General features: G+C 74.2%; 23 protein-coding genes and 1 other RNA gene. 11 read left to right on the forward strand and 13 right to left on the reverse strand.

The window, feature by feature from the left end:
• Position 1 precedes the first annotated feature (1 nt).
• The 3 genes from G407_RS30760 to ruvC all read right to left on the reverse strand — a co-directional run bounded on the left by G407_RS30760 (position 2) and on the right by ruvC (position 1869).
• A complete protein-coding gene (locus G407_RS30760; RefSeq protein WP_052341718.1) occupies positions 2-646 on the reverse strand; it encodes a DsbA family protein in 645 nt (214 codons plus the stop codon).
• 91 nt (positions 647-737) lie between these two features.
• Complete coding sequence (gene ruvA / locus G407_RS0121400) at positions 738-1352, reverse strand: Holliday junction branch migration protein RuvA (protein ID WP_029032448.1); 615 nt, start codon at positions 1350-1352, stop codon at positions 738-740.
• 4 nt (positions 1353-1356) lie between these two features.
• Complete coding sequence (gene ruvC / locus G407_RS29245; RefSeq protein ID WP_043540336.1) at positions 1357-1869, reverse strand: crossover junction endodeoxyribonuclease RuvC; 513 nt, start codon at positions 1867-1869, stop codon at positions 1357-1359.
• Between the two features lie 62 nt (positions 1870-1931).
• Here ruvC and G407_RS0121410 point away from each other — a divergent pair, with 62 nt between their 5' ends.
• From G407_RS0121410 to G407_RS0121420, 3 genes are all read left to right on the forward strand, one after another.
• On the forward strand, positions 1932-2711 hold the full coding sequence (locus G407_RS0121410; RefSeq protein ID WP_043540337.1) for a sulfite exporter TauE/SafE family protein: 780 nt from the start codon (positions 1932-1934) through the stop codon (positions 2709-2711).
• A gap of 127 nt (positions 2712-2838) precedes the next feature.
• A complete protein-coding gene (locus tag G407_RS0121415; RefSeq protein WP_029032450.1) occupies positions 2839-4386 on the forward strand; it encodes a leucyl aminopeptidase in 1548 nt (515 codons plus the stop codon).
• A complete protein-coding gene (locus tag G407_RS0121420) occupies positions 4383-4862 on the forward strand; it encodes a DNA polymerase III subunit chi (protein ID WP_029032451.1) in 480 nt (159 codons plus the stop codon). The genes G407_RS0121415 and G407_RS0121420 overlap by 4 nt, the downstream gene beginning before the upstream one ends.
• A 16-nt stretch (positions 4863-4878) precedes the next feature.
• On the opposite strand, the gene G407_RS0121425 is transcribed toward G407_RS0121420, so the two are convergent.
• On the reverse strand, positions 4879-5697 hold the full coding sequence (locus tag G407_RS0121425) for a ZIP family metal transporter (RefSeq protein ID WP_245259149.1): 819 nt from the start codon (positions 5695-5697) through the stop codon (positions 4879-4881).
• Between the two features lie 64 nt (positions 5698-5761).
• Positions 5762-6640, reverse strand: a complete 879-nt coding sequence (locus G407_RS0121430) for a LysR family transcriptional regulator (RefSeq protein ID WP_029032453.1) — start codon at positions 6638-6640, stop codon at positions 5762-5764.
• 261 nt (positions 6641-6901) lie between these two features.
• Between G407_RS0121430 and G407_RS0121435 the strand changes: the two genes are divergently transcribed.
• Together G407_RS0121435 and G407_RS0121440 are read left to right on the forward strand one after the other, a co-directional pair.
• A complete protein-coding gene (locus G407_RS0121435) occupies positions 6902-7771 on the forward strand; it encodes an alpha/beta fold hydrolase (RefSeq protein WP_029032454.1) in 870 nt (289 codons plus the stop codon).
• Complete coding sequence (locus G407_RS0121440) at positions 7768-9876, forward strand: oxidoreductase (protein WP_210163147.1); 2109 nt, start codon at positions 7768-7770, stop codon at positions 9874-9876. Before G407_RS0121435 ends, G407_RS0121440 begins: the two co-directional genes overlap by 4 nt.
• A gap of 9 nt (positions 9877-9885) precedes the next feature.
• Here the strand turns inward: G407_RS0121440 and G407_RS0121445 are convergent, their stop codons facing one another.
• Together G407_RS0121445 and G407_RS0121450 are read right to left on the reverse strand one after the other, a co-directional pair.
• Positions 9886-11121 (reverse strand): FAD-binding domain-containing protein, encoded by a 1236-nt coding sequence (locus G407_RS0121445; protein ID WP_052341719.1) that lies wholly within the window; start codon positions 11119-11121, stop codon positions 9886-9888.
• Positions 11122-11236: 115 nt separating this feature from the next.
• Positions 11237-11986 carry an SDR family oxidoreductase gene (locus tag G407_RS0121450; RefSeq protein WP_029032457.1) on the reverse strand — a complete coding sequence of 250 codons (750 nt, stop codon included), beginning with the start codon at positions 11984-11986 and terminating at the stop codon, positions 11237-11239.
• Positions 11987-12196: 210 nt separating this feature from the next.
• On the opposite strand from G407_RS0121450, the gene leuB reads away from it, so the two are divergent.
• Both leuB and G407_RS29250 read left to right on the forward strand, forming a co-directional pair.
• Positions 12197-13303 carry a 3-isopropylmalate dehydrogenase gene (gene leuB, locus G407_RS0121455; protein ID WP_029032458.1) on the forward strand — a complete coding sequence of 369 codons (1107 nt, stop codon included), beginning with the start codon at positions 12197-12199 and terminating at the stop codon, positions 13301-13303.
• Positions 13304-13395: 92 nt separating this feature from the next.
• Positions 13396-13902, forward strand: coding sequence for an MmcB family DNA repair protein (locus tag G407_RS29250; RefSeq protein WP_245259150.1), 507 nt, complete (start codon positions 13396-13398; stop codon positions 13900-13902).
• Here the strand turns inward: G407_RS29250 and G407_RS0121465 are convergent.
• Positions 13875-14795: a uracil-DNA glycosylase gene (locus tag G407_RS0121465; protein WP_043540338.1), complete on the reverse strand. Its 921-nt coding sequence runs from the start codon at positions 14793-14795 to the stop codon at positions 13875-13877. The genes G407_RS29250 and G407_RS0121465 overlap by 28 nt on opposite strands.
• 188 nt (positions 14796-14983) lie before the next feature.
• On the opposite strand from G407_RS0121465, the gene G407_RS0121470 reads away from it, so the two are divergent.
• Both G407_RS0121470 and G407_RS29255 read left to right on the forward strand, forming a co-directional pair.
• Positions 14984-16003: a TadE/TadG family type IV pilus assembly protein gene (locus G407_RS0121470; protein WP_029032460.1), complete on the forward strand. Its 1020-nt coding sequence runs from the start codon at positions 14984-14986 to the stop codon at positions 16001-16003.
• A 75-nt stretch (positions 16004-16078) separates the two neighbouring features.
• Positions 16079-17251 (forward strand): mechanosensitive ion channel family protein, encoded by a 1173-nt coding sequence (locus G407_RS29255; protein WP_052341720.1) that lies wholly within the window; start codon positions 16079-16081, stop codon positions 17249-17251.
• 19 nt (positions 17252-17270) lie between these two features.
• On the opposite strand, the gene G407_RS0121480 is transcribed toward G407_RS29255, so the two are convergent.
• From G407_RS0121480 to ssrS, 5 genes are all read right to left on the reverse strand, one after another.
• Positions 17271-18017, reverse strand: coding sequence for a YebC/PmpR family DNA-binding transcriptional regulator (locus G407_RS0121480; protein ID WP_029032461.1), 747 nt, complete (start codon positions 18015-18017; stop codon positions 17271-17273).
• Between the two features lie 121 nt (positions 18018-18138).
• Entirely contained in the window at positions 18139-19002 is an 864-nt protein-coding gene (locus G407_RS30765) for an exopolysaccharide biosynthesis protein (RefSeq protein WP_210163148.1), read from the reverse strand.
• Positions 19003-19018: 16 nt separating this feature from the next.
• Positions 19019-19840, reverse strand: a complete 822-nt coding sequence (locus G407_RS0121490; RefSeq protein ID WP_029032463.1) for a TIGR00282 family metallophosphoesterase — start codon at positions 19838-19840, stop codon at positions 19019-19021.
• A gap of 4 nt (positions 19841-19844) precedes the next feature.
• Positions 19845-20489: a 5-formyltetrahydrofolate cyclo-ligase gene (locus tag G407_RS29265; RefSeq protein WP_052341721.1), complete on the reverse strand. Its 645-nt coding sequence runs from the start codon at positions 20487-20489 to the stop codon at positions 19845-19847.
• A 12-nt stretch (positions 20490-20501) separates the two neighbouring features.
• A non-coding RNA gene (gene ssrS / locus G407_RS31410) (6S RNA) lies at positions 20502-20658 on the reverse strand.
• A 176-nt stretch (positions 20659-20834) separates the two neighbouring features.
• Between ssrS and zapE the strand changes: the two genes are divergently transcribed.
• Together zapE and G407_RS0121505 are read left to right on the forward strand one after the other, a co-directional pair.
• Positions 20835-22028, forward strand: a complete 1194-nt coding sequence (zapE, locus tag G407_RS0121500; RefSeq protein ID WP_245259151.1) for a cell division protein ZapE — start codon at positions 20835-20837, stop codon at positions 22026-22028.
• 117 nt (positions 22029-22145) lie between these two features.
• On the forward strand, positions 22146-23807 hold the full coding sequence (locus G407_RS0121505; RefSeq protein WP_029032465.1) for a thiourocanate hydratase: 1662 nt from the start codon (positions 22146-22148) through the stop codon (positions 23805-23807).
• Positions 23808-23851: the final 44 nt, after the last annotated feature.

The following is a 23851-nucleotide window of genomic DNA, read 5'->3' on the forward strand; positions in this document are numbered from 1 at the left end:
CTCAGGCGCGCAGGTCGGCGATGATGCGCCGCTTGGTGGCGAGGTCGATGTAGCCCTCCCACGCCCAGGGCCCGACGAGGGTCGCGGGCGTGGCGTCGAAGCCGAGCCGCCGGCCGACGCCGATCATGTCCTCGAGCGCCGGCGCGATCCCCGGCAGCGCCGCGGCGCGCCCGACCGCGTCGACGTCGAGCCCCGCCTCCTCGGCCACCGCGAGGGCGCGGGTGCCGTCCTTGAGCCCGCGCGCGGAGAACAGGGACGCGTGAAAGCCGCGATAGACCTCCGGGCCGGCATGGGCGAGGACGCCGAGCGCGATCGCCGCCGCCTCCCGCGACGCGTCGGACAGGATCGGGTAGCTCGCGAGCAGCACGCCCACGCCCGCCATCGCCGCGAGCGCGTCGAGATGATCGGCGGAGGCGCGGCACCAGGGACAGTTGTAGTCGAAGAACTCGACGAAGACCACGTCGCCCCCGACGTCCCCCACCGGCACGAGGGCGGGGCGGGTACGGGCGTGCTCCGCGAGCTCGGTGGGGATGCGGTGCGGCGCGACCGCCTCCTGCGCGCGGGCGGGCGGGGCCAGCAACGGCGTCGAAAGGCTCGGGGCCGCTGCGGCGAGGAGGCCGGCGAGGGCGGTGCGGCGGGTGGGCATGGGCGTCTCCGGTTCTGCTGGGCCCGCATCCGGACCCCGGGAAAGGGGCGCCGTCGTGGCATCGCCGCGTCTCGGTATCACCGTCTCGTCATCAGCGCGCGAGCTCCTTGAGCCCCTGGCGGATGAGCTGTGCGGTGGTCGCCCCCTCGCCCGCCGCCCGCAGGGCGGCCGCGATGGCGGCGGCGGCCTGGGACTGCCCCCAGCCGAGGTTGACCAGTGCGGAGACGGCGTCCTGCGCCGGGCCCGGCGCCGGCGCGTCCTCGCCGCCGGAGAGGCCGGCCATGACCGGGTCGATCGGCGCGAAGGCGGGGGCCTTGTCCTTCATCTCCGCCACGATGCGCGCGGCGAGCTTCGGCCCCACCCCCGGCGCGCGGGCGACCGCCGCCTTGTCGCCGGACGCGATGGCGGTGGCGAGCTCGGTCGGCTCCAGCACCGAGAGGATTCCGAGCGCGACCCGCGCGCCGACGCCCTGGACGAGCTGGAGGAGCCTGAACCATTCGCGCTCCGGGTCCGAGCGGAAGCCGTAGAGGCGGATCATGTCCTCGCGCACCACGGTCTCGATCGAGAGCACGGCCGCCTCGCCGACCTTCGGCAGGCGCTGGAGCGTGCGCGCCGAGCAATGCGCCACGTAGCCGACACCGTGCACGTCGAGGATGACGAAGTCCTCGCCGTAGGCGTCGACCACCCCCTTGAGCTTGCCGATCATCGCCTCACGCCCCCGCCATCAGCGCCGCCGTCAGGCTGCGCGCCTTGCGATGATGCGCGTGCGCGATGGCGATGGCGAGCGCGTCCGAGGCGTCCGCGCCCTTCGGGTCGGCCTTGGGCAGGAGCACGCGCACCATGGCCGCGACCTGCGCCTTCTCGGCGTGCCCGACGCCGACGACCGTCTTCTTGACCTGGTTCGCCCCGTATTCCGCCACCGGCAGCCCCGCCAGGGCGGGGACGAGGAGCGCCATCGCCCGGGCGTGGCCGAGCTTGAGCGTCGCCTGCGCGTCCTTGTTGACGAAGGTCTCCTCCACGGAGACCTCGTCGGGCGCCCACGCGCGCACGACGGCGGTGAGCCCGTCGTGGATCTGCACGAGGCGCAGCGCGAGGTCGAGGTCGCCGTCCGACTGGATGACGCCGCAGGCGACGTAGGACAGCTTCGTGCCCTGGACGGCGACGAGGCCCCAGCCCGTCTTGCGCAGGCCGGGATCGATGCCGAGGATGCGGATGGAGTCCATCGTCGCCGAGCCGCCGATTCGCGAAAGAGCGCGGAACGTCGCGCGAACGTCAGGAGTCGCGCGTGTCGGACGTGCTTGTCAATATCGGCGTGCCGGCGCACATCGCCGGCTTCGCGCTCTGGTTCGCCGCGGCGGCCGCCTTCGTCGGCGGGACGGCGCGCGGCTTCGCCGGCTTCGGCGCGGGGCTGATCTTCATGCCGCTCGCCTCGGCGACGCTCGGGCCGCAGACGGCGGCGCCCGTCCTCCTCCTCGTCGACACGGTGCTGATCGCCCCCTTCGTCCCCGCCGCGTGGCGCGCCTGCGACACGCGGGCGGTCTCCGTGATGACGCTCGGCGCCTATATCGGCGTGCCGGCGGGGGCCGCCGCGCTGTTCTACGTGGAGGAGACCACGATGCGCTGGCTCCTCGTCGCGCTGATCGCGGCCCTGCTGGCGCTGCTGGTCTCCGGCTGGCGCTATCGCGGCCGGCCGCGTGCGCCGCTGACGTTCGGCGTGGGGATGGTGTCCGGCGTGCTCTCCGCGGCGGCGCAGGTGGGCGGGCCGCCGGCCATCGCCTACTGGCTCGGCTCGCAGGCGAAGGCGGCGGAGGTGCGCGCCAACCTCGTCGTCTTCGTGGTGCTCGCCGCGCTCGGGACCGCGGTGGCCTACCTCGTCGGCGGCCTGCTGACGCCGGCGATCCTCGCGACCGCGCTGGTGATCGGGCCGTTCTACGGGGTCGGCCTCCTGGTGGGCTCGCGCCTCTTCGGCCGCGCGAGCGAGACGCTGTTCCGGCGCATCTGCTACGGGCTGATCGCGCTCGCGGCGATCGTCTCGCTGCCGGCCCTCGACGGCGTCCTGCGCTGAGCGCGGGGCGGGCGCGGCGGCGCGGGCCTCGCGCGCCCTTGTCCTGCCGCGGGCATCGGCTAACTTGGGCGCAAAGCGTCGCGAATCGTGGACCAGCGGTCGCGCGCATCCCAGTCACGAGGTTTCCATGGCCGAGCCGCTGAAGATCGAGTTCCAGTCCCCCGCCCTGCCCGAGAGCGGCGATCTCGTCGTCCTCGTCGGCTCCGACCTCGCGCTCGGCCCGGTCGCGCAGGACCTGCTCGGGGAGGCGGCGGGCCTCGTCGCGCGGGCGGCCAAGGCGGAGCGCTTCAAGGGCAAGGCGAAGAGCGTGATGGTGCTGCCCGCGCCCGGAAACCTCGCCGCCGACCGGCTCGTCGTCGTCGGCATCGGCGCGGCGGGCGACGAGACGCCGCTCGACTGGGTGGCGCTCGGCGGCACGATCGCCGGCCGCACGGCGGGGCGCGAGGCCACCGTGATCTGCGACTTCCCGGGCCGCGAGGCCGGCCCCGAGGAGATCGCCGAGACGACGCTCGGCGCGCGCCTGCGCGCCTACGCCTTCGACCGCTACAAGTCGAAGAAGGGCAAGAAGGCCAAGGCCGACAAGAACGGGGACGACAAGAACGGCGGCGACGACAACGGCGAGGAGAAGACCGGCGGCCGCCTCGTCTTCGGCTGCGCCGATCCCGCCGCCGTGAAGAAGGCCGCCAAGGTGCGCGAGGGCCTGGCCGAGGGCGTCGTCATCGCCCGCGACCTCGTCAACGAGCCGGCGAACGTGCTCGGCCCCGTCGAGTTCGCCGACGTCGCGAAGGCGCTCGAGAAGGTCGGCGTCGACGTCGAGATCCTCGACGAGAAGCAGCTCGCCAAGATCGGCATGCGCGCGCTGCTCGGCGTGGCGCAGGGCTCCGAGCGGCCGGCGCGCGTGGCGATCATGCGCTGGAACGGCGGCGCGAAGAAGGACAAGCCCGTCGCCTTCATCGGCAAGGGCGTCGTCTTCGACACCGGCGGCATCTCGATCAAGCCCGCCGGCGGCATGGAGGACATGAAGGGCGACATGGCCGGCGCCGCCTGCGTGGTGGGCCTGATGCACGCCCTCGCCTCGCGCAAGGCGAAGGCCAACGTGATCGGCGCCATCGGCCTCGTCGAGAACATGCCCGACGGGCGTGCCCAGCGCCCCGGCGACATCGTCGAGACGCTGTCGGGCCAGACGGTGGAGGTGATCAACACCGACGCCGAGGGCCGGCTCGTCCTCGCCGACGTGATCACCTACGTGCGCGACCGCTTCGAGCCCGCCTTCATGATCGACCTCGCCACGCTCACCGGCGCGATCCTGGTGGCGCTCGGCAACGAGAACGCGGGCCTGTTCTCCAACGACGACACGCTCGCCGAGCGCCTGCTCGCCGCGGGCAAGGCCACCGGCGAGACGGTCTGGCGCATGCCGCTCGGGCCGGCCTACGACAAGATGATCGATTCGAAGGTCGCCGACATGAAGAACGTCGGCGGCGGGCGCAACGCCGGCTCGATCACCGCCGCGCAATTCCTCAAGCGCTACGTCGAGGACACGCCCTGGGCGCATCTCGACATCGCTGGCACGGGCATGGGCGCGCCGCAGAGCGACATCGTGCGCACCTTCGGCTCCGGCTGGGGCGTGCGCCTGCTCGACCGGCTGGTGCGCGATCACTACGAGGGGCGCGGGTGACCGGAGCGTCGGCCGAGCCGGGCACGAGCGACGTCTGGTTCTACCACCTGCAGCGGGCGAGCCTCGCCGAGACGCTGCCGCGGCTCGTCGTCAAGGCCCGCGGCGCCGGCTGGCGGGTCGCGATCCGCACGACGGGGGAGGAGCGCCGCGACGCGCTCGACGACCTGCTCTGGACCTTCGAGGACGAGAGCTTCCTGCCCCACGTGCCCGAGACCGACCCGCAGGCCGCCGACGAGACGGTGGTGATCCAGGCGGGCACGGGCGATCTCAACGCCCCCGACGCGCTCCTCCTCGTCGACGGCGCGGCCCTGCCGGAGGATCTCGGGCGCTACCGGCGCGTGATCCTGATCTTCGACGGCGGCGACGACGACGCCGTGGCGGAGGCGCGGGTGCGCTGGAAGGCGGTGAAGGCCGCCGGGCACCGGGCGTCCTACTGGGCGCAGGACGAGGACGGGCGGTGGGTGAAGAAGGCGTGAAGCGCGAGGCGGTCGCTCACCCCAGCGCCGTGTCGAGGAAGGTCATCACGGCGAGGCCGATCATCAGGCCGGCGCTCGCGAGGCGCTGGTGCCCCGAGCGGTGGGTCTCGGGGATGATCTCGTGGGAGATCACGAACAGCATCGCGCCCGCCGCGAAGCCGAGCCCGATCGGCAGGAGCGGCTCGGACAGCGTCACCACGGTCACGCCGAGGAGCCCGGTCACGCCCTCGATCGCGCCGGTGGCGGTCGCGACGGCGAGCGCGGTGGTGCGCGCATAGCCGAGCCCCGCGAGCGCGAGCGCCACGGACAGCCCCTCCGGCGCGTTCTGCAGGCCGATAGCGATGGCGAGCGGCACGCCTTCGGCCACCGTGTCGCCGCCGAAGGCGACGCCGACGGCGAGCCCCTCCGGCAGGTTGTGGAGCGCGATCGCCACGACGAAGAGCCAGATGCGCGCTTGCGCGTCGCGCGCCTCGCGTGCGCCCGGCGCGGCTCGGCCGTCCCCGTCCGGCCCCTCGCGCCCGCCGACGAAGTGCTCGTGCGGCGCGCGCCGGTTGATCACGTCGAGCGCGAGGCCGCCGGCGAGCACCGAGACGACGACGATGCCGGCCGCGACCGGCGCCCCGACACCGAAGATCGACTGGCCGTAGTCGATCCCCGGCCCGATCAGGGAGAAGAAGGAGGCGGCGAGCATCACCCCGGCGGCGAAGCCGAGCGCGGCGTCCTCGAGCCGCTTGGGCATGCCCTTCACGAAGAGGACGGGCACCGCGCCGAGCCCCGTCACGAGCCCCGCGCCGAGGCTCGCGAGAAAGCCGATGAGGATGGTCGATCCGTCCACGATGCCGCGCTCCGCCCTTCGTCCCCGGCGACAACGGCCCGCGCGGCCCGGCCGTTCGAGCCCCCTACCCGTACGCGCCGCGCACCGCCTCGGCGACCGCGCGCACGGCGCGGCCCGGGCGCGCCGGCGCCACGAGCGCGAGGGCGCAGGCGGGCAGGTCGGGGAGATGCCCGCGCAAGGGGGCGAGCTCGGCGTGCCCGGCGGCGACTGCCTCCGGCAGCGGCGCCACAGCGAGCCCCACCCGCGCCGCCGCGAGCTGGCCCGCGGCCGACGGGCTCGTGCAGACGATCCGCCAGGGAATGCCGGCACCCGAGAGGATCGCCAGCGCCCGTGCCCGCCAGGGGCAGCCCTCCGCCGCGACGGCGAGCGGCAGCGGCCCCGCCGGCGGCGCGGCGTCGCGGCGGGCGAACCAGGCCATGGGCTCGGGCCGCAGGCGGCGCGCGCCCGCGGGGAAGGGCGGGCCGCCGTCGGAGAGGATCGCGAGGTCGAGCTTGCCCGACTCGGCGAGCGCCAGCAGCTCGGAGGAGAAGGCGACGGTGAGCTCGACCGCCACGTCCGGCGCCGCCGCGGCGGCCTGGGCCAGCGCCGCCGGCAGCCGCACGAGGCCGACGTCGTCGGCGACGCCGAGGCGCACGCGCGCGGAGGCGAAGTCCGTCTCGAACCGCTCGCCCACCTCGGCGACGAGGGCGAGGAAGCGGCGCGCGTAGCTCGCCAGCGCCAGGCCCTCGCCGTTCGGCCGCACGCCGTCGCGGGTGCGCACGAAGAGCGTGCGGCCGAGCTGGCGCTCGATGCGCACCAGCTGCTTGCTCACCGCGGACGGCGTCATCGACAGGGCGGCGGCGGCGCGCCGGACCGAGCCGAGCTCGACCACCGCCAGCGCCACCCGCATCGCGTCCGAGCGCAGGATCTGCCGGACGGCGGAGGAGGGCTCCGCATTTCCCATGCTCGCGTTTCCCCCGGGCGTACGCAGCGGTGACGAGGTTTCGCTACAGGGAAGGGCCACGCGCGCATATCTGTCAAGGAAGGAACGGAGGTTCGCGCAGGGCGCGCCCCGACGCGGGCCCTTCGGGGCAACGGGTCGCCGGCGGCCGGCCGGCGCGGGCGCCGTTCCGGCGATCCCGGGCGCGCTCCGGCCGGCCCCTACGGCTCGGCGCCCGGGATCGTCCGACACCGGCGGTCGCGCCGACGCAGGGAGGAGGAGCCCGTGAACGCATTCCCCTCGGAGCTGGCTCTGCCGCACCGCTTCGTGCAGGAGGGCCGGCCGGTCGCCTGGGGCACCGCCGGTGAGGGCCCGGAGGGCGGGCCGGGCGCGAGGCCGCCGCTCGTGCTCGTGCACGGCACGCCGTTCTCCTCGCAGGTCTGGCGGCGGATCGTGCCGTGGATCGCGCGGGATCGGCGCGTGTTCTGGTTCGACCTGCTGGGATACGGCCGCTCGGCCATGGTGCCGGGTGCGGACGTGTCGCTCGGCGTGCAGAACGGGCTCCTGGCGGCGCTGGTGCGGCACTGGGGGCTCGAGCGGCCCGAGGTGCTCGCCCACGACTTCGGCGGGGCGACCGTGCTGCGCGCGATCCTGCTCGACGGTCTCGCCGTCTCGCGCCTGACGCTGGTCGATCCGGTGGCGATCGCGCCGTGGGGCTCGCCCTTCGTCCAGCACGTGCGTGCCCATGAAGCAGCCTTTGCGGGGCTGCCGGATGCGGCGCACGCGGCCATGCTCGAGGCGTATATCGCGGGCGCGGCGCATCGGCCGCTCGGCGCCGAGGCGCGCGCCGTCCACATGCGGCCCTGGCTCGGCGCGGCGGGGAAGGCGGCGTTCTACGCCCAGATCGCGCAGATGGACCAGCGCTGGACCGACGCGATCGAGCCGCGTCTCGGCGCGCTGGACATCCCCGTGACCCTGCTGTGGGGCGAGAAGGACGCGTGGATCCCCTTCGCGCAGGGCGAGCGGCTCGCGGGGATGATCCCCGGCGCGCGGCTCGTGCCCGTGCCGGAGGCCGGGCACCTCGTCCAGGAGGACGCGCCCGAGAGCGTCGTCGCGGCGATGCTCGGCGCGACGGACGGGCGGCGGGGGCCATGATCGGGACGACGAGCATGGGCACGGACGAGACGCGCACCGGGTCGAGGAGCGACGACCGGGGGACCGGCGGGCGTGTCGATCCCCTGCTCGCGCCGATCGCGATCGGCCGGCTGCGGCTGCGCAACCGCATCCTGTCGACGGCGCACGCCCCCTCCTTCGCCGAGGGCGGGCACCCGCGCGAGCGCTACGCCGCCTACCATGTCGAGAAGGCGAAGGGCGGGCTCGCGCTGACCCTGATCGGCGGCTCGAGCAACGTCTCCGTCGACAGCCCCTCGGTCTTCGGCCAGCTCTATGCGGGGGACGATTCGATCCTGCCCTGGTTCCGGGCGCTGACGGACGGCGTGAAGGCCCACGGCGCGGCGGTGATGTGCCAGCTCACCCACATGGGGCGCCGAACCCAGTGGGACGACGGCGCCTGGCTCCCCGTCGTCGCGCCCTCGCCGCTGCGGGAGCGGGCGCATCGCGCGACGCCCAAGGCGATCGAGGCCGCCGACATCGCTCGCATCCGCCGCGACTTCGCCCGCGCCGCCCGGCGCTGCGTCGCCGCCGGCTTCGACGGCGTCGAGCTGCTGGCGCACGGCCACCTGCTCGGGCAGTTCCTGACGCCGCACGCCAATTGCCGCGAGGACGCCCTCGGCGGCCCGCTGGAGCGCCGCCTGGCGGTGGTGCTCGACATCGTCCGCGGCGTGCGCGACGCGATCGGCCCGGAGCCGGCGCTCGGCCTGCGCATCCCCGGCGACGAGCACCGCGGCGGCGGGCTCTCCGCCGACGACTGCGTGGCGATCGCGCAGGCGCTGGCGGGGACCGGGGCGATCGACTTCCTCGACGTCGTCGCGGGCGCGCCCTACGACAATCTCGGGCTCGCCGAATGGGTGCCGCCGATGGGCATGGGCGAGGTCGGGCACCTCGCCGCCGCCGGGCGGATCCGCGCGGTCGCCGGCGTTCCCGTCCTCGCCGCCGGCGGGGTCGCCGACCTCGCCACCGCGCGCTTCGGCCTCGCGGAGGGGCTCGTCGACATGGTCGGCATGACCCGCGCGCACATGGCCGATCCGCATCTCGTGGCGAAGCTCGCCCGCGGCGAGGAGGACCGCATCCGGCCCTGCGTCGGGCTCGGCTACTGCGTCGACCGGGTGAACCAGGGCAAGGCGGCCGTGTGCGGCCACAACGTCGCGACCGGGCGGGAGCGGACGCTGCCCCACGTGATCACGCGGCGCGAGGGCGCGAAGACGCGCGTCCTCGTCGTCGGCGGCGGGCCGGGCGGGCTCGAGGCGGCGCGGGTCGCGGCGCTGCGCGGGCACGACGTGACGCTGCACGAGGCCGCGCCGCGGCTCGGCGGCCAGCTGCTGCTCGCGGGCGCCGGGGTCGTGCGGCGCCAGACGCTCGGCGTCGTCGGCTGGCTCGCGGACGCGGTGGCGCGCGCGGGCGTCGCCGTGCGGTGCGACTCGTATTTGGAGGCGCAGGACGTGCTCGACGCGGGCGCCGACGTCGTCGTCCTCGCCACCGGCGGCCTGCCGGCGATCCCGGACGTGCCCGGTGCGGAGCGGATCGACAGCGTGCACGATCTCCTGGGCGGCGCGGTCCGGCCGCAGGGCGCCGTCGTCGTCTACGACGAGATCGGCGGCCACGCCGCCGCCGCGGCGGCGGAGGTCGCGGCGCGAAGAGGTGCGCGCGTCACCTTCGTCACGCCCGACGAGATGCCGCTCCAGGATCTCGGCCCCACCACCCGCGCGGTGGCGCTGCGCGCGCTCCTGCGGCTCGGCGTCGGCTTCGTGCCGAACCGCGCCCTCGTCGGCGTCGCGCCGCGGGGCAACGGGCTCGCCGTGCGGCTCGAGAACACGCTCACCGGCGAGCCGCACGAGGTCGAGGCCGACAGGCTCGTCGTCGAGAACGGCACCGTGCCGCTCGACGAGATCTACCGGGCGCTGCTGCCGCACGCGTCGAACGCCGGCGTGCTCGGCCTCGACCGGATCGGGGAGGACCGCTTCGACTTCCCGGTCGAGAACCCGTCCGGACGCTTCGTCCTCGCCCGGATCGGCGACGCGGTCGCCTCGCGCAACATGCACGCGGCGATGCTGGAGGGGATGCGCGTGGCGATGAGCCTCTGATCGCCCGCCTCACCGCGCCGTGCGGGCGGGCGCGTCGGGCGGGACCAGTCCCTCCTGGGCGAGCAGGTCCGGTATCGCCTTGCGGAAGGCGAAGAAGCCGCGGGTCGCGTGCGGCCAGGCGCGCTCGTCGAGGGAGCGGCGCAGGCGCAGGAGCGCGACGCCGGCATCCGCCAGCGACGCCTCGGCCCGCGCGAGCGCCCGCGCCGCCGGCCCGACCGGGGCCCAGCCCGTCACCAGCGTGCCGACGCGCAGCGCCCGCGCGGCGTCGCCGAGGGCCTGCGGGGCCAGCGACACGGCGTGCGCCGGTACGCCGAAATGCTCCGCCGCCCGCGCCGCCGCGTCCGCCGCCGCGCCCTCGACGAAGGCGAGCACCGGCCCGGAGGGCGGGAGGGGCGAGCGTGCGGCGGTGGCGTGGCCGACGAGCACGGCCTTCGGCCGCACCGGCCCGATGTCCCAATGTTCCGGCGTCATGTCCTCCTCGGTGACGAGGAGCGCCGCCTCGACCGCCCGCGGCCTGTCGGCCGGCGGCACGCCCGCGGGCGCGGGCGGCGGCGGCTCGGAGAGCGGCTCGGCGTTGCGCGAGAGGCCCTCGGGCGCGAAGCGGCCTTTCGTGAAGCGGGCGATGTTGTCGGCGCGGGCGAGATAGGTCTTTCCGGGCGTCTGCAGCCCCGCCGTCCAGCGCCAGGAGAGCGTGTTCGAGGCGGGGTCGCCGTCGAGGAGGTGGCGCAGGAAGAAATCCGCGCCGAGCACCCAGGGCAGGCGCAGGGTGAAGATCCAGATCGAGGAGAACCACATCCGCGCGTGGTTGTGGAGGTAGCCGGTCTCGACCAGCTCGCGGGCCCAGTCGTCGAAGCCGGAGATGCCGGTGCGCCCCGCCGTCGCCTCCTCGACCCGCCGGCGCAGCGAGAGGTCGGCGTCGAGCGCCCGCAGGTCGGCCTCGAGCCGCGTCCGGTAGCGCTCCCAGATCGCGGGGCGCTGCTCGAGCCAGCCCTTCCAGTAGGTGCGCCAGAGCACCTCCTGCACGAACGTCTCGGCCTCCGCGAGGCCGTGCTCCGCGAGCACCGCCGCCAGGACCTCGCGCTCGCTCACCAGGCGGTGGCGCACCCAGGGGGAGAGGGTGGAGACGTTGGCGCGGTCGCGCGGGCCGCGGTCCTCGTTGCGGCTCGCGGCATAGGCGCTCCCCGCCCGCGGCACGAAGCGGGCGAGGCGGGCGAGGCCCTCGGCGCGGGTCGGCGGCGCGAACATGCGATCCTCCTGCGGGCGGATGCGCGCGGCTCCGCAGGACGATGATAGGTCGCGGGTCTTCCGGGGGGCGGCGCGGCGGATCGCCGCGACGCGGCGCGGGCCCGGGGGAGCCCGTTCAGCCGCGCCCGACGAACGGCATCTTCGTCGCCATCACCGTCATGAACAGCACGTTTGCGTCGAGCGGCAGGCTCGCCATGTGGGCGACGGCGCGGGCGGCGTGGACGACGTCCATGGTCGGCTGCGGCGGCGGCGCGCCGGGTGCATCGGCGCGCGCCGCGTTGAGCGCGCGCAGCATCTCGGTCTCGGCGTTGCCGATGTCGATCTGGCCGACCGCGATGTCGTGCGCCCGCCCGTCGAGGGCGAGCGCCTTGGTGAGCCCGGTGATCGCGTGCTTGGTGGCCGTGTAGGGCGCGGAATTCGGCCGCGGCGTCTGGGCGGAGATCGAGCCGTTGTTGACGATGCGCCCGCCCTTCGGGTCCTGGCGCTTCATCAGCCCCCAGGCGGCGCGGGCGCACAGGAAGGCGCCGGTGAGGTTGACGTCCACCGAGCGGCGCCATTCCTCCACGGGCAGCGCGTCGATCTCGACGCCGCGCGCGAACAGGCCGGCGTTGTTGAACAGGAGATCGAGCCGGCCGAAGCGCGCGACGGTCGCCGCGAACAGCGCCTCGACCTGCGCCTCGTCGGTGACGTCGGTCGGGACGCAGAGCGCCTCGCGGCCGAGGGCCCGGACCTCGCCCGCGACGTCCTCGAGCGGCCCCGGCCGGCGCCCGGCGAGCACGAGGTCGAACCCGCCCCGCGCCAGCTCCAAAGCCGCCGCCGCCCCGATCCCGGACCCGGCCCCCGTCACCAGCGCGATTTTCGGCATGTTCGTCGTCCTCCAGTCGAGCGCGCCCGTGGCGCATGGGGAGGTTAGCGTCGCGGGGGCGGGAGGGCCAGCGGCGTGGGTGCATGTCGAGGCGCGCGAGCGGGAGCGTGCGAGCGGCACGCATCCCGGCACCGCAGCCCTCCCTCTTGCCCCCGCGCGCTCCCTCCGTCACAAGGCTCGCCAGCGCAATCACCAACCGGACGGCACGCCATGGCGACGCACAAGCTCCTCCTCCTCCCCGGCGACGGGATCGGCCCCGAGGTGATGGGGGAGGTCGAGAAGATCGTCTCCTGGCTGACCAAGGCGGGCGTCGCCGCGTTCGAGACGCAGACCGACCTCGTCGGCGGCGCCGCCTACGACGCGCACGGCAAGGCGATCTCGGAGGACGCGATGCGCCTCGCGCACGCCGCCGACGCGGTGCTGTTCGGCGCCGTGGGCGGGCCGAAATGGGCGGGCGTGCCTTACGAGCACCGCCCCGAGGCGGGGCTCCTGCGCCTGCGCAAGGATCTCGGCCTGTTCGCCAACCTGCGCCCGGCGATCTGCTATCCGGCGCTGGCGAGCGCGTCCTCGCTCAAGCCGGAGCTCGTCGAGGGCCTCGACATCGTCATCGTGCGCGAGCTCACCGGAGGCGTCTATTTCGGCGAGCCCAAGGAGATCGTCACGCTCGAGAACGGCGAGAAGCGCGCCGTCGACACGCAGCTCTACACGACGGGCGAGATCGACCGCATCGCCCGCGTCGCCTTCGAGCTGGCGCGCAAGCGCCGCAACAAGGTCTCCTCCGCCGAGAAGCACAACGTCATGCGCACCGGCGTGCTGTGGAAGGAGGTCGTCACCCGCATCCACGCACAGGACTACGCGGACGTGACGCTCGAGCACGTGCTCGCCGACAATTGCGCCATGCAGCTCGTGCGCTTCCCCAAGCAGTACGACGTCATCGTCTGCGACAACCTCTTCGGCGACATCCTCTCCGACGTCGCCGCGATGCTGACCGGCTCGCTCGGCATGCTGCCGTCGGCCTCGCTCGGCGCCGAGGACCCGCAGACCGGCAAGCGCAAGGCGCTCTACGAGCCGGTGCACGGCTCGGCGCCGGACATCGCCGGGCGCGGGCTCGCGAACCCGATCGCGATGATCGGATCGCTCGCCATGTGCCTGCGCTATTCCTTCGGCCTCGTGGAGGCGGCGGACCGGCTCGAGGCCGCGGTCACCGCGGCGCTGGCCTCGGGCGCGCGCACCAAGGACATCGCGGCCGAGGGCACCAACGCGGTCTCCACGGCGGAGATGGGCGACGCGATCGTCGCCGCGCTCGAGCGCGGCTGAGCGCGGGCGTCGCCCGGGGCGGGGGTGTTTCCCGCCCCGCGCACCCCGTCCGGGACGTTCCCTCTTCGGTCGCGTCGTGCTAGGAACGAAGCATGACCATGCTCGCGCACGCCCCGCGCCCTTCGCCCACGAGCCCGGACGGGCGCCAGTCGCCCACCGCCTTCGCCATCCAGCGCGGCGTGCGCCGGCTGTTCGCGGCGCTCGACTGCGTCACCCTGTGCGAGTTCACCCTGCGCTCGGGGCGCCGGGCCGACGTGATCGCGCTGGCGCGCGACGGCAGCGTCTCCATCGTCGAGATCAAGTCGAGCGTGCGCGACTTCCGCGCCGACCGGAAGTGGCCGGATTATCGCGACTTCTGCGACCGGCTCTACTTCGCCGTCGATGCGGGGACGCCGCTCGACATCCTGCCGATCGAGACGGGGCTGATCCTGGCGGACGGGTTCGGCGCCGAGATCCTGCGCGAGCCGCCGCACCATCCCCTCGCGCCGGCGCGGCGCAAGGCGCTGACCCTGAGCTTCGCCCGCCAGGCCGCGGCGGGGCTGCACGCGGCGAGCGACCCCGAGGCGCGCGCCTATCTCGGCGGGCTGTCGGAGGCCTGATCGGCGTTCTCCCGGAGCGCCGCGCGCAGCGTGCGCAGGTCGCGCCAGGCGAGGCGCTTCTGCAGCGGCTGGCGCAGCAGGTAGGCCGGGTGGAGCATCGGCAGGGCGCGGATCGTGCGCACGCCGGTGTCGTAGTCGAGCCAGCGCCCGCGCACCTTCGTGATCCCCTCGCGCACGCCGAGCAGGTGCTGCGTCGCCGGCGCGCCCATGCACACGAGGATGTCCGGGTCGGCGAGCGCGATCTGGCGGCGGGTGAAGGGCAGGCAGGCGGCGACCTCCTGCGGCGTCGGCGTGCGGTTGCCCGCCGGGCGCCAGGGCACGACGTTGGCGATGTAGACGTCCGTGCGCGCGAGACCGATCGCGGCGAGCATCCGGTCGAGCAGCTGCCCCGCGCGCCCGACGAAGGGAATGCCCGTGCGGTCCTCGTCGGCGCCGGGCGCCTCGCCCACGATCATCACCCGCGCGCCCGGCGTGCCGTCGGCGAAGACGAGGCTGCGCGCGGACGCCTTGAGCGCGCAGCCCTCGAAGCCGGCGAGGGCGCGCTCGAGCGCGGGCAGGTCCTCGGCCGCGGCCGCGAGCGCCCGCGCACTCGCCGCGGCGCTCCCGGGGTCGAGGGCATCGGGGAAGACGGCGGGGCGGGCGGGGGCGCGCTCGGCGGCGGGCTGCGGGCGCTCGCGCGGCGGCGCGGGCCGGGGATCGGCCACAGCGGGCCGCGGCCGCGCGTCCTCCCGCCGTGCCTCCTCGCGCTGCCGCGCCGCCTCGGCGAAGCGGTCGTGCGGCGTCTCGTCGAGCGCGCAGTCGACGCCCGCGGCGACGTCGAGATCGACGAGGGCGATCAGCGCGTCGCGCAGGGCGTCGTCGTCGAGCGGGGTCTCGTCGTCGAAGGCGGCCATGCGCCATCCCTACGCCATCGCGGCCGCGCTGGCGAGGCTGGAGAGCGGGCGAGCCGGGCCGGATCGGTTTCGCCGATCGGCCTTCGCCTCGAATTCTACGGTTCGTCTGCGCGCGACGGTAAGGCGGCTCGGTCACCCTCGCCTGCGATGGACGCCCACGGGCGCCCGCCAACGGCGAGAGGTCGAGCATGCGTGCGAGCTCCCTGCGACACTTCCTGCGCGACCGCCGCGGCGTCGTCGCCGTCGCCTTCGCGCTGAGCCTGCTCCCGGCGCTCGGGGTGACGGGGGCGGGCATCGACTACGCGCGCACGGCGACGATCGCCTCGGCGCTCCAGGCCGAGGCCGACGCCTTCGCGCTGTCGGGCCACGACGCCGCCGACCGCGACGCGGTCGAGTCGGCGGCGAGGCAGGCGATCCTCGCGCGGCTCGGGGACGCCGTGCACGGCCTCTCGGTCGAGACCCGCACCGTGCCGCGCGCCGGCGGCGTCACCGAGCACGAGGTGACGGTGAGTGCCCGGGTGCCGCTGCGGATCGTCTCCGTGGTGCCGGGGATGCCCGACGACCTGCGGGTCGAGGCCGTGGCCGTCGCCCGCGCGCTCACACGCGTGGTCACGCCCGAGCCGCCCCTCGTCCAGCTCAGCCACGAGGCGGCGGACTACAACCAGATCTACGCGTACTGCTTCGACCCGGCCCGCAACGGGCTCGGCAACGGCGTCGGTGCCGAGGGCCAGCGCTCGAAGATGACGCTGATCGCCGACAACGGCGGCTCGGACATCGCCTACCGCATGCCGGTCTGCGCCGAGGGGGAGTCGCTCAGCCTGCGCCTGCGCAACGTGCGCAACGCCCGCACCCGGCCCCAGAAGTGGAACGACCCCGCGGCGGAGCAGTACGACTATTATTCCGACACGACGATCACGCCGGGCAACGCGGTGAAGCTGAACTTCCCCAAGGACGCCGACGTCGCCGAGACGGTCTTCTGCGCCACGCTCGACGTCTGCCACGACGGCGCCGGCGGCGTGCTGCCGCGGGGCAAGCACCGCAATCCGCACGCGGCGAACAAGCCCTGCCGGGAGGGCGCGTTCCTGTTCTACGGCTTCGAGGATCGGCCCTCGCCGCGCTTCCGCGGGGACAGCGACTTCGACGATATCCGCATCATCCTCGGCTGCTCGGTGACGACGGAGGAGGCGGAGCTCGTGCTGGTGCGCTGAGAGCGGCCTCGACCGGAACCGCCGCGCTCGCCGTCGCGTTCGCCCGCGACACGCGGAGCCGAGGGAGGGATCGAGGTGGAGCGCATATCGGCGCTCGCCCGCGACGCGGGCGGCATCGTCGCGGGGCTGCCGGCCTGGGCGCAGGCGGCGATCGTGCTCGCCCTCTTCGCGCTCGCGGCGCTCCTCGTCCACGCGCTCGTCGTGCGCACCATCCGTGCGACGATCGGCCGGCGGATGGGGGAGTTCGGCCGCGGCATCCTCGCGCGCATCCGGCGGCCGACGCGGCTCGCCTTCGTCCTCGTCGCGGTCGCCGGCGCGCTGCCGGCGGTGCCGCTCGCCGGCGAGACGCGCGACTGGATCGCCTATCTCCTGCTCCTCGCCGTCATTGTCGTCCTCGGCTGGGCGATGATCATCGTCGTCGACGTCGCAGCCCAGGTCTACCTGCGCCGCCTGCCGCTGGAGAGCGAGGACGCGAGCCTCGCGCGCAAGGCGACGACGCAGGTGCGGCTCCTGCGCCGCATCGCCGTGATCCTGGTGGCCTTCCTCACGGTGGCGGCGCTGCTGACGACGAGCCCGGTGGCGCGGCAGTACGGCACCAGCCTGTTCGCCTCGGCGGGCGTCGCGGGGCTCGTGATCGGGCTCGCGGCGCAGCCGGTCCTGTCGAACATCATCGCCGGCCTGCAGATCGCCATCACCCAGCCGATGCGGCTCGAGGACGCGGTGATCGTCGAGGGCGAGTTCGGCTTCATCGAGGACATCCGCACGAGCTACGTCGTCGTGCGGCTGTGGGACCTGCGCCGGCTGATCGTGCCGCTCAAGCGCTTCATCGAGCAGCCCTTCCAGAACTGGACGCGGGAGGCGCCGCAGCTGATCGGCTCGGTGGTCCTGCACGTCGACTACGGCGCGCCCGTCGCGGCGATCCGGGCGCGCTTCGAGGCGCTGGTGCGCGAGAGCCCGCTCTTCGACGGCGACGTCGTAGGGCTCCAGGTGATCGACGCCGGCCGGGACACGATGATCGTGCGCGGCCTGATGAGCGCACGCACGCCGGGCGAGGCCTGGGACCTGCGCTGCGCCGTGCGCGAGGCGCTGATCGCGTGGCTCCAGGCCGAGCACCCCCGCGCCCTGCCGCAGGTGCGCACGCGCACGGTCGCCGGCGCGGGCCGGACCGGCGGCGACCGCGACGCTGCCGCCGCGGCGGAGGCGGGGGACGCGGGCGGGGAGGGGGCGGACGGCTCGGATCCCGGCTGAGGAGGAGGCGGGCCGCGGCTCAGGCGGAGAGCTTCTCCATCAGGGCGTCGGACAGCTCGAAGTTCGCGTAGACGTTCTGGACGTCGTCATGGTCCTCGAGCGTCTCCATCAGCTTCATCAGTTTCTCGCCGGCCTCGTCGTCGACGGCGACCGCGGTCTGCGCCTTCCAGATCAGGGCCGAGCGGCGGGCCTCGCCGAAGCGCTCCTCGAGCGCCTTCGTCACCTCGCCGAGCGCCGTGTCGGCACAGTAGACCTCGTGCCCGGCCTCGGAGGAGACCACGTCGTCGGCGCCGGCCTCGATCGCCGCCTCGAGCATGGCGTCGGCGTCACCCACCTCGGGCCCGTACTCGACGATGCCGACGCGGTCGAACATGAAGGCGACCGCGCCGGTCTCGGCGAGGTTGCCGCCGGCCTTGGTGAAGGTCGAGCGGATGTCGGAGGCGGTGCGGTTGCGGTTGTCGGTCATCGCCTCGATGATCACCGCGGCACCGCCGGGGCCGTAGCCCTCGTAGCGGATCTCCTCGTAGTTCTCCGCGTCGCCGCCCTGGCTCTTCTTGATCGCGCGCTCGATGTTGTCCTTGGGCATCGACTGCGCCTTCGCCGCCAGGATCGCCGCGCGCAGGCGCGGGTTCATGGCCGGGTCGGGCATGCCCATCTTCGCCGCGACCGTGATCTCGCGGGCGAGCTTGGAGAAGAGCTTGGAGCGCTGCGCATCGACGCGCCCCTTGCGGTGCATGATGTTCTTGAACTGGCTGTGCCCGGCCATGCGGTTCCGTCCTCGCGCGGCGCCTCCTCGAGAGGCGGCGGTGTCTGGGTGATCGCTCGTATCGCTGAGGGCCTGATATAGGCGGGGAAGGCGGGGGTTGCCAAGCGGGATGGCTCGTCCCTCACATCCCCACCGCCCTCTGCGCCGCGAACAGCGCCACCCCGACGAGCGCCCAGGACAGCCCGATCGTGTAGGCCATGCCGGCGAGGCCGAGCAGGCCGCCGATGCCGAGCATCACGCCGTCCTCCTGCATGATGGCGATGGCCAGCACGACCAGCGCGATCGAGGGCACGAAGTTGGTGCCCGGCAGCGGGATGATCACGCACACGGCGAGCAGGATGGCGAAGACACCGATCAGGCGGTCGCCGCGGGGGCCGAACAAAGCCTCGTAGCGCGGTCGGCAGAGGTTCTCCACCCAGCGCAGGCGCGGCTCGGCGACGTCGATGATGCGCCGGAAGGTGGTGACCGCGAAGGTCTTGTCCATCAGCCAGCGCGGCAGCCAGGGCCGGCGCTTGCCCATCGCCATCTGCACGGCGAAGAGCAGGACGGGCAGGCCGAAGACCGAGTTCATGCCCGGCGGCGCCGGGATGCAGTTCGGCAGCGAGAACAGGATGATGACGAAGCCGAAGGCGCGCTCGCCGAAGGCCTCGACGATCTCGCGGATGGAGATGCGCTCGCCCTCCGCCGTGTCGATGACGGCGCGCAGCACGAGCGAGATGCGCTTGTGCTCCATCGCCTCGTGCAGCGCGCGGGCGCGCTTGGCCTGCGGCGTCTCCGCCTCCGCGGCGAGCCGCGCGGCCTTCGCGGCGCGTCGCTCGATGCGGCGCTGCTGGAGCCGCTCGATCGCCTCGCGGACCCGCCGCCGGCGCTCGGCCGCGTGCGCGTCCGCGACGGGCGCCTCACCCGGCGGCTCGATGCGCTCCTCGGGGCGGCGCTCCTGGGCGCGGCGCTCCTCGGCGCGGTCGCTCTCGTCGTGCGCGTTCATCGGGTTCACGTGCGGGTCAATCCCAGAAGGCCGGCCTGGTTTCGTCGAGATGCGGGCCGATCCGCACGGCGGCGACCTTCACGGCGAGCCCGGTGCGCGGGTCGGTCTCCACCGCCACGCCCGAGAGCGCGCCGGGGCCGGGCGCCGTCTCGAGCCGGGCGCCGGGCGTCTTCTGCAGGAAGCGCCGCAGCGGCTCGTCCTTGGCCATGCCGAGTACGGAATCGTAGTCGCCGCACATGCCGGCGTCCGACATATAGGCCGTGCCGCCGGGCATGATGCGGTGGTCGGCGGTGGGCACGTGGGTGTGGGTGCCCACGACGAGGCTCGCGCGCCCGTCGCAGAACACGCCCATGGCCTGCTTCTCGCTCGTCGCCTCGGCGTGCATGTCGACCACGATCGCGTCCGCCGCGGCGCCGAGCGGGCAGTCGGAGAGGGCGCGCTCCACCGCGGCGAAGGGGTCGTCCATCGCGTCCATGTAGATCCGCCCCATGGCGCTGACGACGAGGACGCGCGCCCCGTCCGCGGTCTCGACGAGGGTGGCGCCGCGGCCCGGCGTGCCGGCGGGATAGTTCGCCGGGCGCACCAGCCGGTCCTGCCGCTCGATGAAGACGAGGGCCTCGCGCTGGTCGAAGGAATGGTTGCCGAGCGTGATCGCGTCGGCGCCGGCGCCGAGGAGCTCGTCGCAGATCGCCTCGGTGATGCCGAAGCCGCCCGCCGCGTTTTCGCCGTTGATCACGACGCAGTCGAGCTTCCAGCGCGCGCGCAGGCGCGGCAGCTCCTCGGCCACCGCCTGGCGCCCGGGCCGGCCGACCACGTCGCCGAGGAAGAGGATGCGCATGCGCTCAGGCCTCCCGCGCCGCGGCCGCCCCGTGCGGCGCGCGGATGGTCTCCGCCTCGGTCACGACCAGGTCGAGCCGCCGGTCGTGATCCTCGGCGGGAATGGTTTGCGCTTCCTGGACGGAAAACGCCACCCCGATCGCGATCACCGGCCCGGCGCGTTCGAGCGCGGCGAGCGCGCGGTCGTAGTGCCCCTTGCCGTAGCCGATGCGATGGCGGGCGCGATCGAATCGCGAGAGCGGCACCAGCAGCGCCTGCGGATGCAGCACCTCGGCCTCCGGTCCCGGCGCCTCGACGCCGAAGGGCCCGCGCACGAGCGGCGTGCCGGGCGTCCAGGCGCGGAAGACGAGGGACGGCTCGGCGACCACCGGCAGCGCGATGCGGTGCCCCCGCTCGGCGAGCGACACGAGGGCGGGGCGCGGGTCGAGCTCGGAGCGCAGCGGCCAGTAGCCCGCGACGACGCCCACGCCCGCGAGCTCGGGCAGGGAGAGCAAGGTGTGCACGAGCCGCCGCGCCGCCTCCTCGCGGAAGGCTGGGTCGAGCGCGTCGCGCCGGGCGAGGCCCTCGGCGCGGAGCGCCGGCTTGTCGGGAGCGTCGGTCGCGGGAGCCTCGTCTTCGAGAGCCTCGTCTTCGGGAGGGTGGCGCGTCATGCGATCATTCGGTGCGGAGCCGCGAAAGCCGTTGGAGAGTCGATCCCGGGATACCTACACAGTAGGTGGGCGCCGTGTGTCCCGGTCCACGGACCGGGTCAGGGACAGCTCCCTTCGAGATCGATAAGGCCCCGGGGAAAAGTCCTCCTGACGAACCCCACAGCCCCGCACAGGGGAATGTAATGGGGGGCGGGGGCGGGGGGAAGGGGGTGGGGCGGGGATATTTGCGGACAGATAGCGTGTGCCGGACGGGTGAACGCCCGGCCTTCCCATGCGTTCACCGCCTCCTTTCCCGTTGAACCCGCCGGCGCGCGGCGCTAAAGCCCTTCTCCCGTGAGCAAGCCCGTGCCCCTCCCCGATCCGAAGCGTCCCGTGTCGCGGGCCTACGAGGCGCGCGTGGCGGCGGGCGCGATCGAGCGGGATCCGGCGCAGGTCGGGCTCCTGCGGCGGCTCGATGCGCTCTCGGCGGCGCTGGCGGAGCGGCGGCTGGCGCGCAAGGGGAGCGCGCTCGGGTGGCTGTTCGGGCGGCGGGCGGCGGCCCGCGAGCCGGTCGACGGCCTCTACGTCTGGGGCTCCGTCGGGCGCGGCAAGACCATGCTGATGGATCTCTTCTTCGAGACCCTGCAGGTGCGCCGCAAGCGCCGGGCGCATTTCCACGCCTTCATGGCCGACGTGCACGGGCGCATCCACGCCTTCCGGCAGGACCTCAAGGCCGGGCGGGTGAAGGGCGACGACCCGATCGCGCCGGTGGCGAAGGCCATCGCCGAGGAGAGCTGGGTGCTCTGCTTCGACGAGTTCACCGTCACCGACATCGCCGACGCGATGATCCTCGGGCGGCTGTTCAAGGCGCTGTTCGCGGAAGGCGTCACGGTGATCGCCACCTCCAACGTCGAGCCGCGCCGGCTCTACGAGGGCGGGCTCAACCGCGCGCTGTTCGAGCCCTTCATCGGCATGATCGAGGCGCGCATGGCGGTGGTGCGGCTCGACGCGCGCACGGACTTCCGGCTTGAGAAGCTGTCGGGCGCCGAGACCTGGCACGTGCCCGCGGATGCCGCCGGCGCGGCCGCGCTCGACCGCGCCTTCAAGGCGCTCACCGGACGCGAGCGCGGCGAGCGGATCGCGGTGGCGGTGAAGGGCCGCGCCGTCGAGGTGCCGCAGGCGGCGGCGGGCGTCGCGCGTTTCTCCTTCGCCGACCTGTGCGAGCGCCCGCTCGGCGCCTCCGACTACCTCGCGATCGCCCGCGACTTCCACACCGTGATGATCGACGCCGTGCCGGTGATGGACCAGGCGAAGCGCAACGAGGCCAAGCGCTTCATCACGCTGGTCGACGCGCTCTACGACGAGCGGGTGAAGCTGCTCGCGACCGCGCAGGCCGCGCCGCCGGGGCTCTACACGGCGACGCACGGGCGCGAGGCCTTCGAGTTCGACCGCACGGTGTCGCGGCTCGTCGAGATGGCCTCGCAGGACTATCTCGGCCTCCCCCACGGCCGCCCGGATTCCCGCGCCTCGGGGGACACGACGGGGCTGGTGGAGACCTGAGGTGCGCCCGCCGCGCGCGCCGGTTTGCGACGGCGGGACGAAGACGGGCTACGATCCGGCCGGTCCACCAGCACCGTGGACCGCCGTCTGCCGCTCGATCCTTCCGGGAGCGACCCGATGCCCAGCGAGAACCCCCGCCACCCGAACTTCCCCGTCCCCGGCGGCCCCGAGCTGCGCGCCAGGGGCTGGCGGCAGGAGGCGCTGCTGCGGCTCCTCGAGAACGTGCTCGCGGTGGGCGAGAACCCGGACGAGCTCGTCGTCTACGCCGCGCTCGGCAAGGCGGCGCGGTCATGGCCGGCGCACCGCGCCATCGTCGAAACGCTGCTCGCGATGGACGAGGACCAGACGCTGGTCATCCAGTCCGGCAAGCCGGTCGGGCTCTTGAAGACCCACGCCGACGCGCCGCTCGTGATCATGGCCAACTGCAACATCGTCGGCCGCTGGGCGACGGCGGAGACCTTCTACGAGCTGGAGCGGAAGGGCCTCGTCGCCTGGGGCGGGCTCACCGCCGGCTGCTGGCAGTACATCGGCTCGCAGGGCGTGATCCAGGGCACCTACGAGATCTTCATGCGCATCGCCGAGCGGCGCTTCTCGGGCGATCTCGCCGGGCGCTTCGTGCTCACCGCCGGGCTCGGCGGGATGGGCGGGGCGCAGCCGCTCGCCGGGCGCATGGCCAACGCCGCGATCCTGTGCGTCGAGGTCGACGCGGCGCGGGCCGAGACCCGCCGGCGCATCGGCTATCTCGAGGAGATCGCGCCGGACCTCGACGCGGCGCTCGCCATGATCGACGCGGCGGTGGCGGAGAAGCGCCCGCTCTCGGTGGGCCTCGTCGGCAACGCCGCCGACGTCTATCCCGAGATCGCCCGGCGCGGCATCACCCCCGACGTCGTCACGGACCAGACCGCCGCGCACGACCTCGTCTGGGGCTACGTGCCTCGCGGCATCCCGCTCGAGACGGTCCGCCGGCTGCGGACGGAGGACCCCGACCGGCTGATGCGGGAGAGCCGCGCCTCCATCGTCGAGCACGTGCGGGCGATGCTGACGTTCCAGGCGCGCGGGGCGGAGGTGTTCGACAACGGCAACCTGATCCGCTCTCACGCCAAGGACGGCGGGGTGGAGGACGCCTACGCCATCCCGGTCTTCACCGAGGCCTACCTGCGCCCGCTGTTCTGCCGCGCCATCGGCCCGTTCCGCTGGATGGCGCTGTCGGGCGCGCCGGAGGACATCCACGCCATCGACGACCTCGTGCTCGCGATGTTCCCCGACAACCGCATCGTCACGAACTGGATCGCGCTCGCCCGCGCGCACGTGCCCTTCGAGGGCCTGCCGGCGCGCATCGCCTGGCTCGGCCACGGCGAGCGCACCCGTCTCGCCCGCGCGGTCAACGGCCTCGTGGCGGACGGCAGGCTGAAGGGGCCGATCGCCTTCTCCCGCGACCATCTCGACGCCGGCGCGATGGCGCATCCGCGGATCATGACCGAGAACCTGAAGGACGGCTCGGACGCCATCGCCGACTGGCCGCTCCTCGACGCCATGACCTTGTGCGCGTCCGGCGCCGACCTCGTCGCGATCCACTCGGGAGGCGGCGGCTATGCCGGCTTCATGACGTCGGCCGGGGTCACCGTGATCGCCGACGGCACCGAGGCCGCCGATCGCCGCCTCGCGCGCGCGCTCACCAACGACACCGCGCTCGGCGTGATCCGCTACGCCGACGCCGGCTACGAGGAGGCGCTCGACGAGGCGGCGCGGTCCGAGGTGGGGCACATCCGGCTGGGGTGAGGCGCGCGCCGCGGCGCAGTGCCGATTCCGGCCCTCTCCTTCCC

It is taken from the genome of Salinarimonas rosea DSM 21201 (assembly GCF_000429045.1).
Classification (GTDB): Bacteria; Pseudomonadota; Alphaproteobacteria; order Rhizobiales; family Beijerinckiaceae; genus Salinarimonas; species Salinarimonas rosea.

Bases quoted from the DNA above. Each gene is read 5' to 3' on its own strand.
- G407_RS0121480 (WP_029032461.1), bottom strand. From the start codon at position 18,017: ATGGCCGGGCACAGCCAGTTCAAGAACATCATGCACCGCAAGGGGCGC.
- ruvC (WP_043540336.1), bottom strand. From the start codon at position 1,869: ATGGACTCCATCCGCATCCTCGGCATCGATCCCGGCCTGCGCAAGACG.
- leuB (WP_029032458.1), top strand. From the start codon at position 12,197: ATGGCGACGCACAAGCTCCTCCTCCTCCCCGGCGACGGGATCGGCCCC.
- G407_RS0121415 (WP_029032450.1), top strand. From the start codon at position 2,839: ATGGCCGAGCCGCTGAAGATCGAGTTCCAGTCCCCCGCCCTGCCCGAG.
- G407_RS0121445 (WP_052341719.1), bottom strand. From the start codon at position 11,121: ATGTTCGCGCCGCCGACCCGCGCCGAGGGCCTCGCCCGCCTCGCCCGC.
- G407_RS29265 (WP_052341721.1), bottom strand. From the start codon at position 20,489: ATGACGCGCCACCCTCCCGAAGACGAGGCTCTCGAAGACGAGGCTCCC.
- G407_RS0121450 (WP_029032457.1), bottom strand. From the start codon at position 11,986: ATGCCGAAAATCGCGCTGGTGACGGGGGCCGGGTCCGGGATCGGGGCG.
- G407_RS0121490 (WP_029032463.1), bottom strand. From the start codon at position 19,840: ATGCGCATCCTCTTCCTCGGCGACGTGGTCGGCCGGCCCGGGCGCCAG.
- G407_RS0121505 (WP_029032465.1), top strand. From the start codon at position 22,146: ATGCCCAGCGAGAACCCCCGCCACCCGAACTTCCCCGTCCCCGGCGGC.
- G407_RS0121440 (WP_210163147.1), top strand. From the start codon at position 7,768: ATGATCGGGACGACGAGCATGGGCACGGACGAGACGCGCACCGGGTCG.
- G407_RS0121465 (WP_043540338.1), bottom strand. From the start codon at position 14,795: ATGGCCGCCTTCGACGACGAGACCCCGCTCGACGACGACGCCCTGCGC.
- G407_RS29250 (WP_245259150.1), top strand. From the start codon at position 13,396: ATGACCATGCTCGCGCACGCCCCGCGCCCTTCGCCCACGAGCCCGGAC.
- G407_RS0121470 (WP_029032460.1), top strand. From the start codon at position 14,984: ATGCGTGCGAGCTCCCTGCGACACTTCCTGCGCGACCGCCGCGGCGTC.
- G407_RS0121430 (WP_029032453.1), bottom strand. From the start codon at position 6,640: ATGGGAAATGCGGAGCCCTCCTCCGCCGTCCGGCAGATCCTGCGCTCG.
- G407_RS30765 (WP_210163148.1), bottom strand. From the start codon at position 19,002: ATGAACGCGCACGACGAGAGCGACCGCGCCGAGGAGCGCCGCGCCCAG.
- ruvA (WP_029032448.1), bottom strand. From the start codon at position 1,352: ATGATCGGCAAGCTCAAGGGGGTGGTCGACGCCTACGGCGAGGACTTC.
- G407_RS30760 (WP_052341718.1), bottom strand. From the start codon at position 646: ATGCCCACCCGCCGCACCGCCCTCGCCGGCCTCCTCGCCGCAGCGGCC.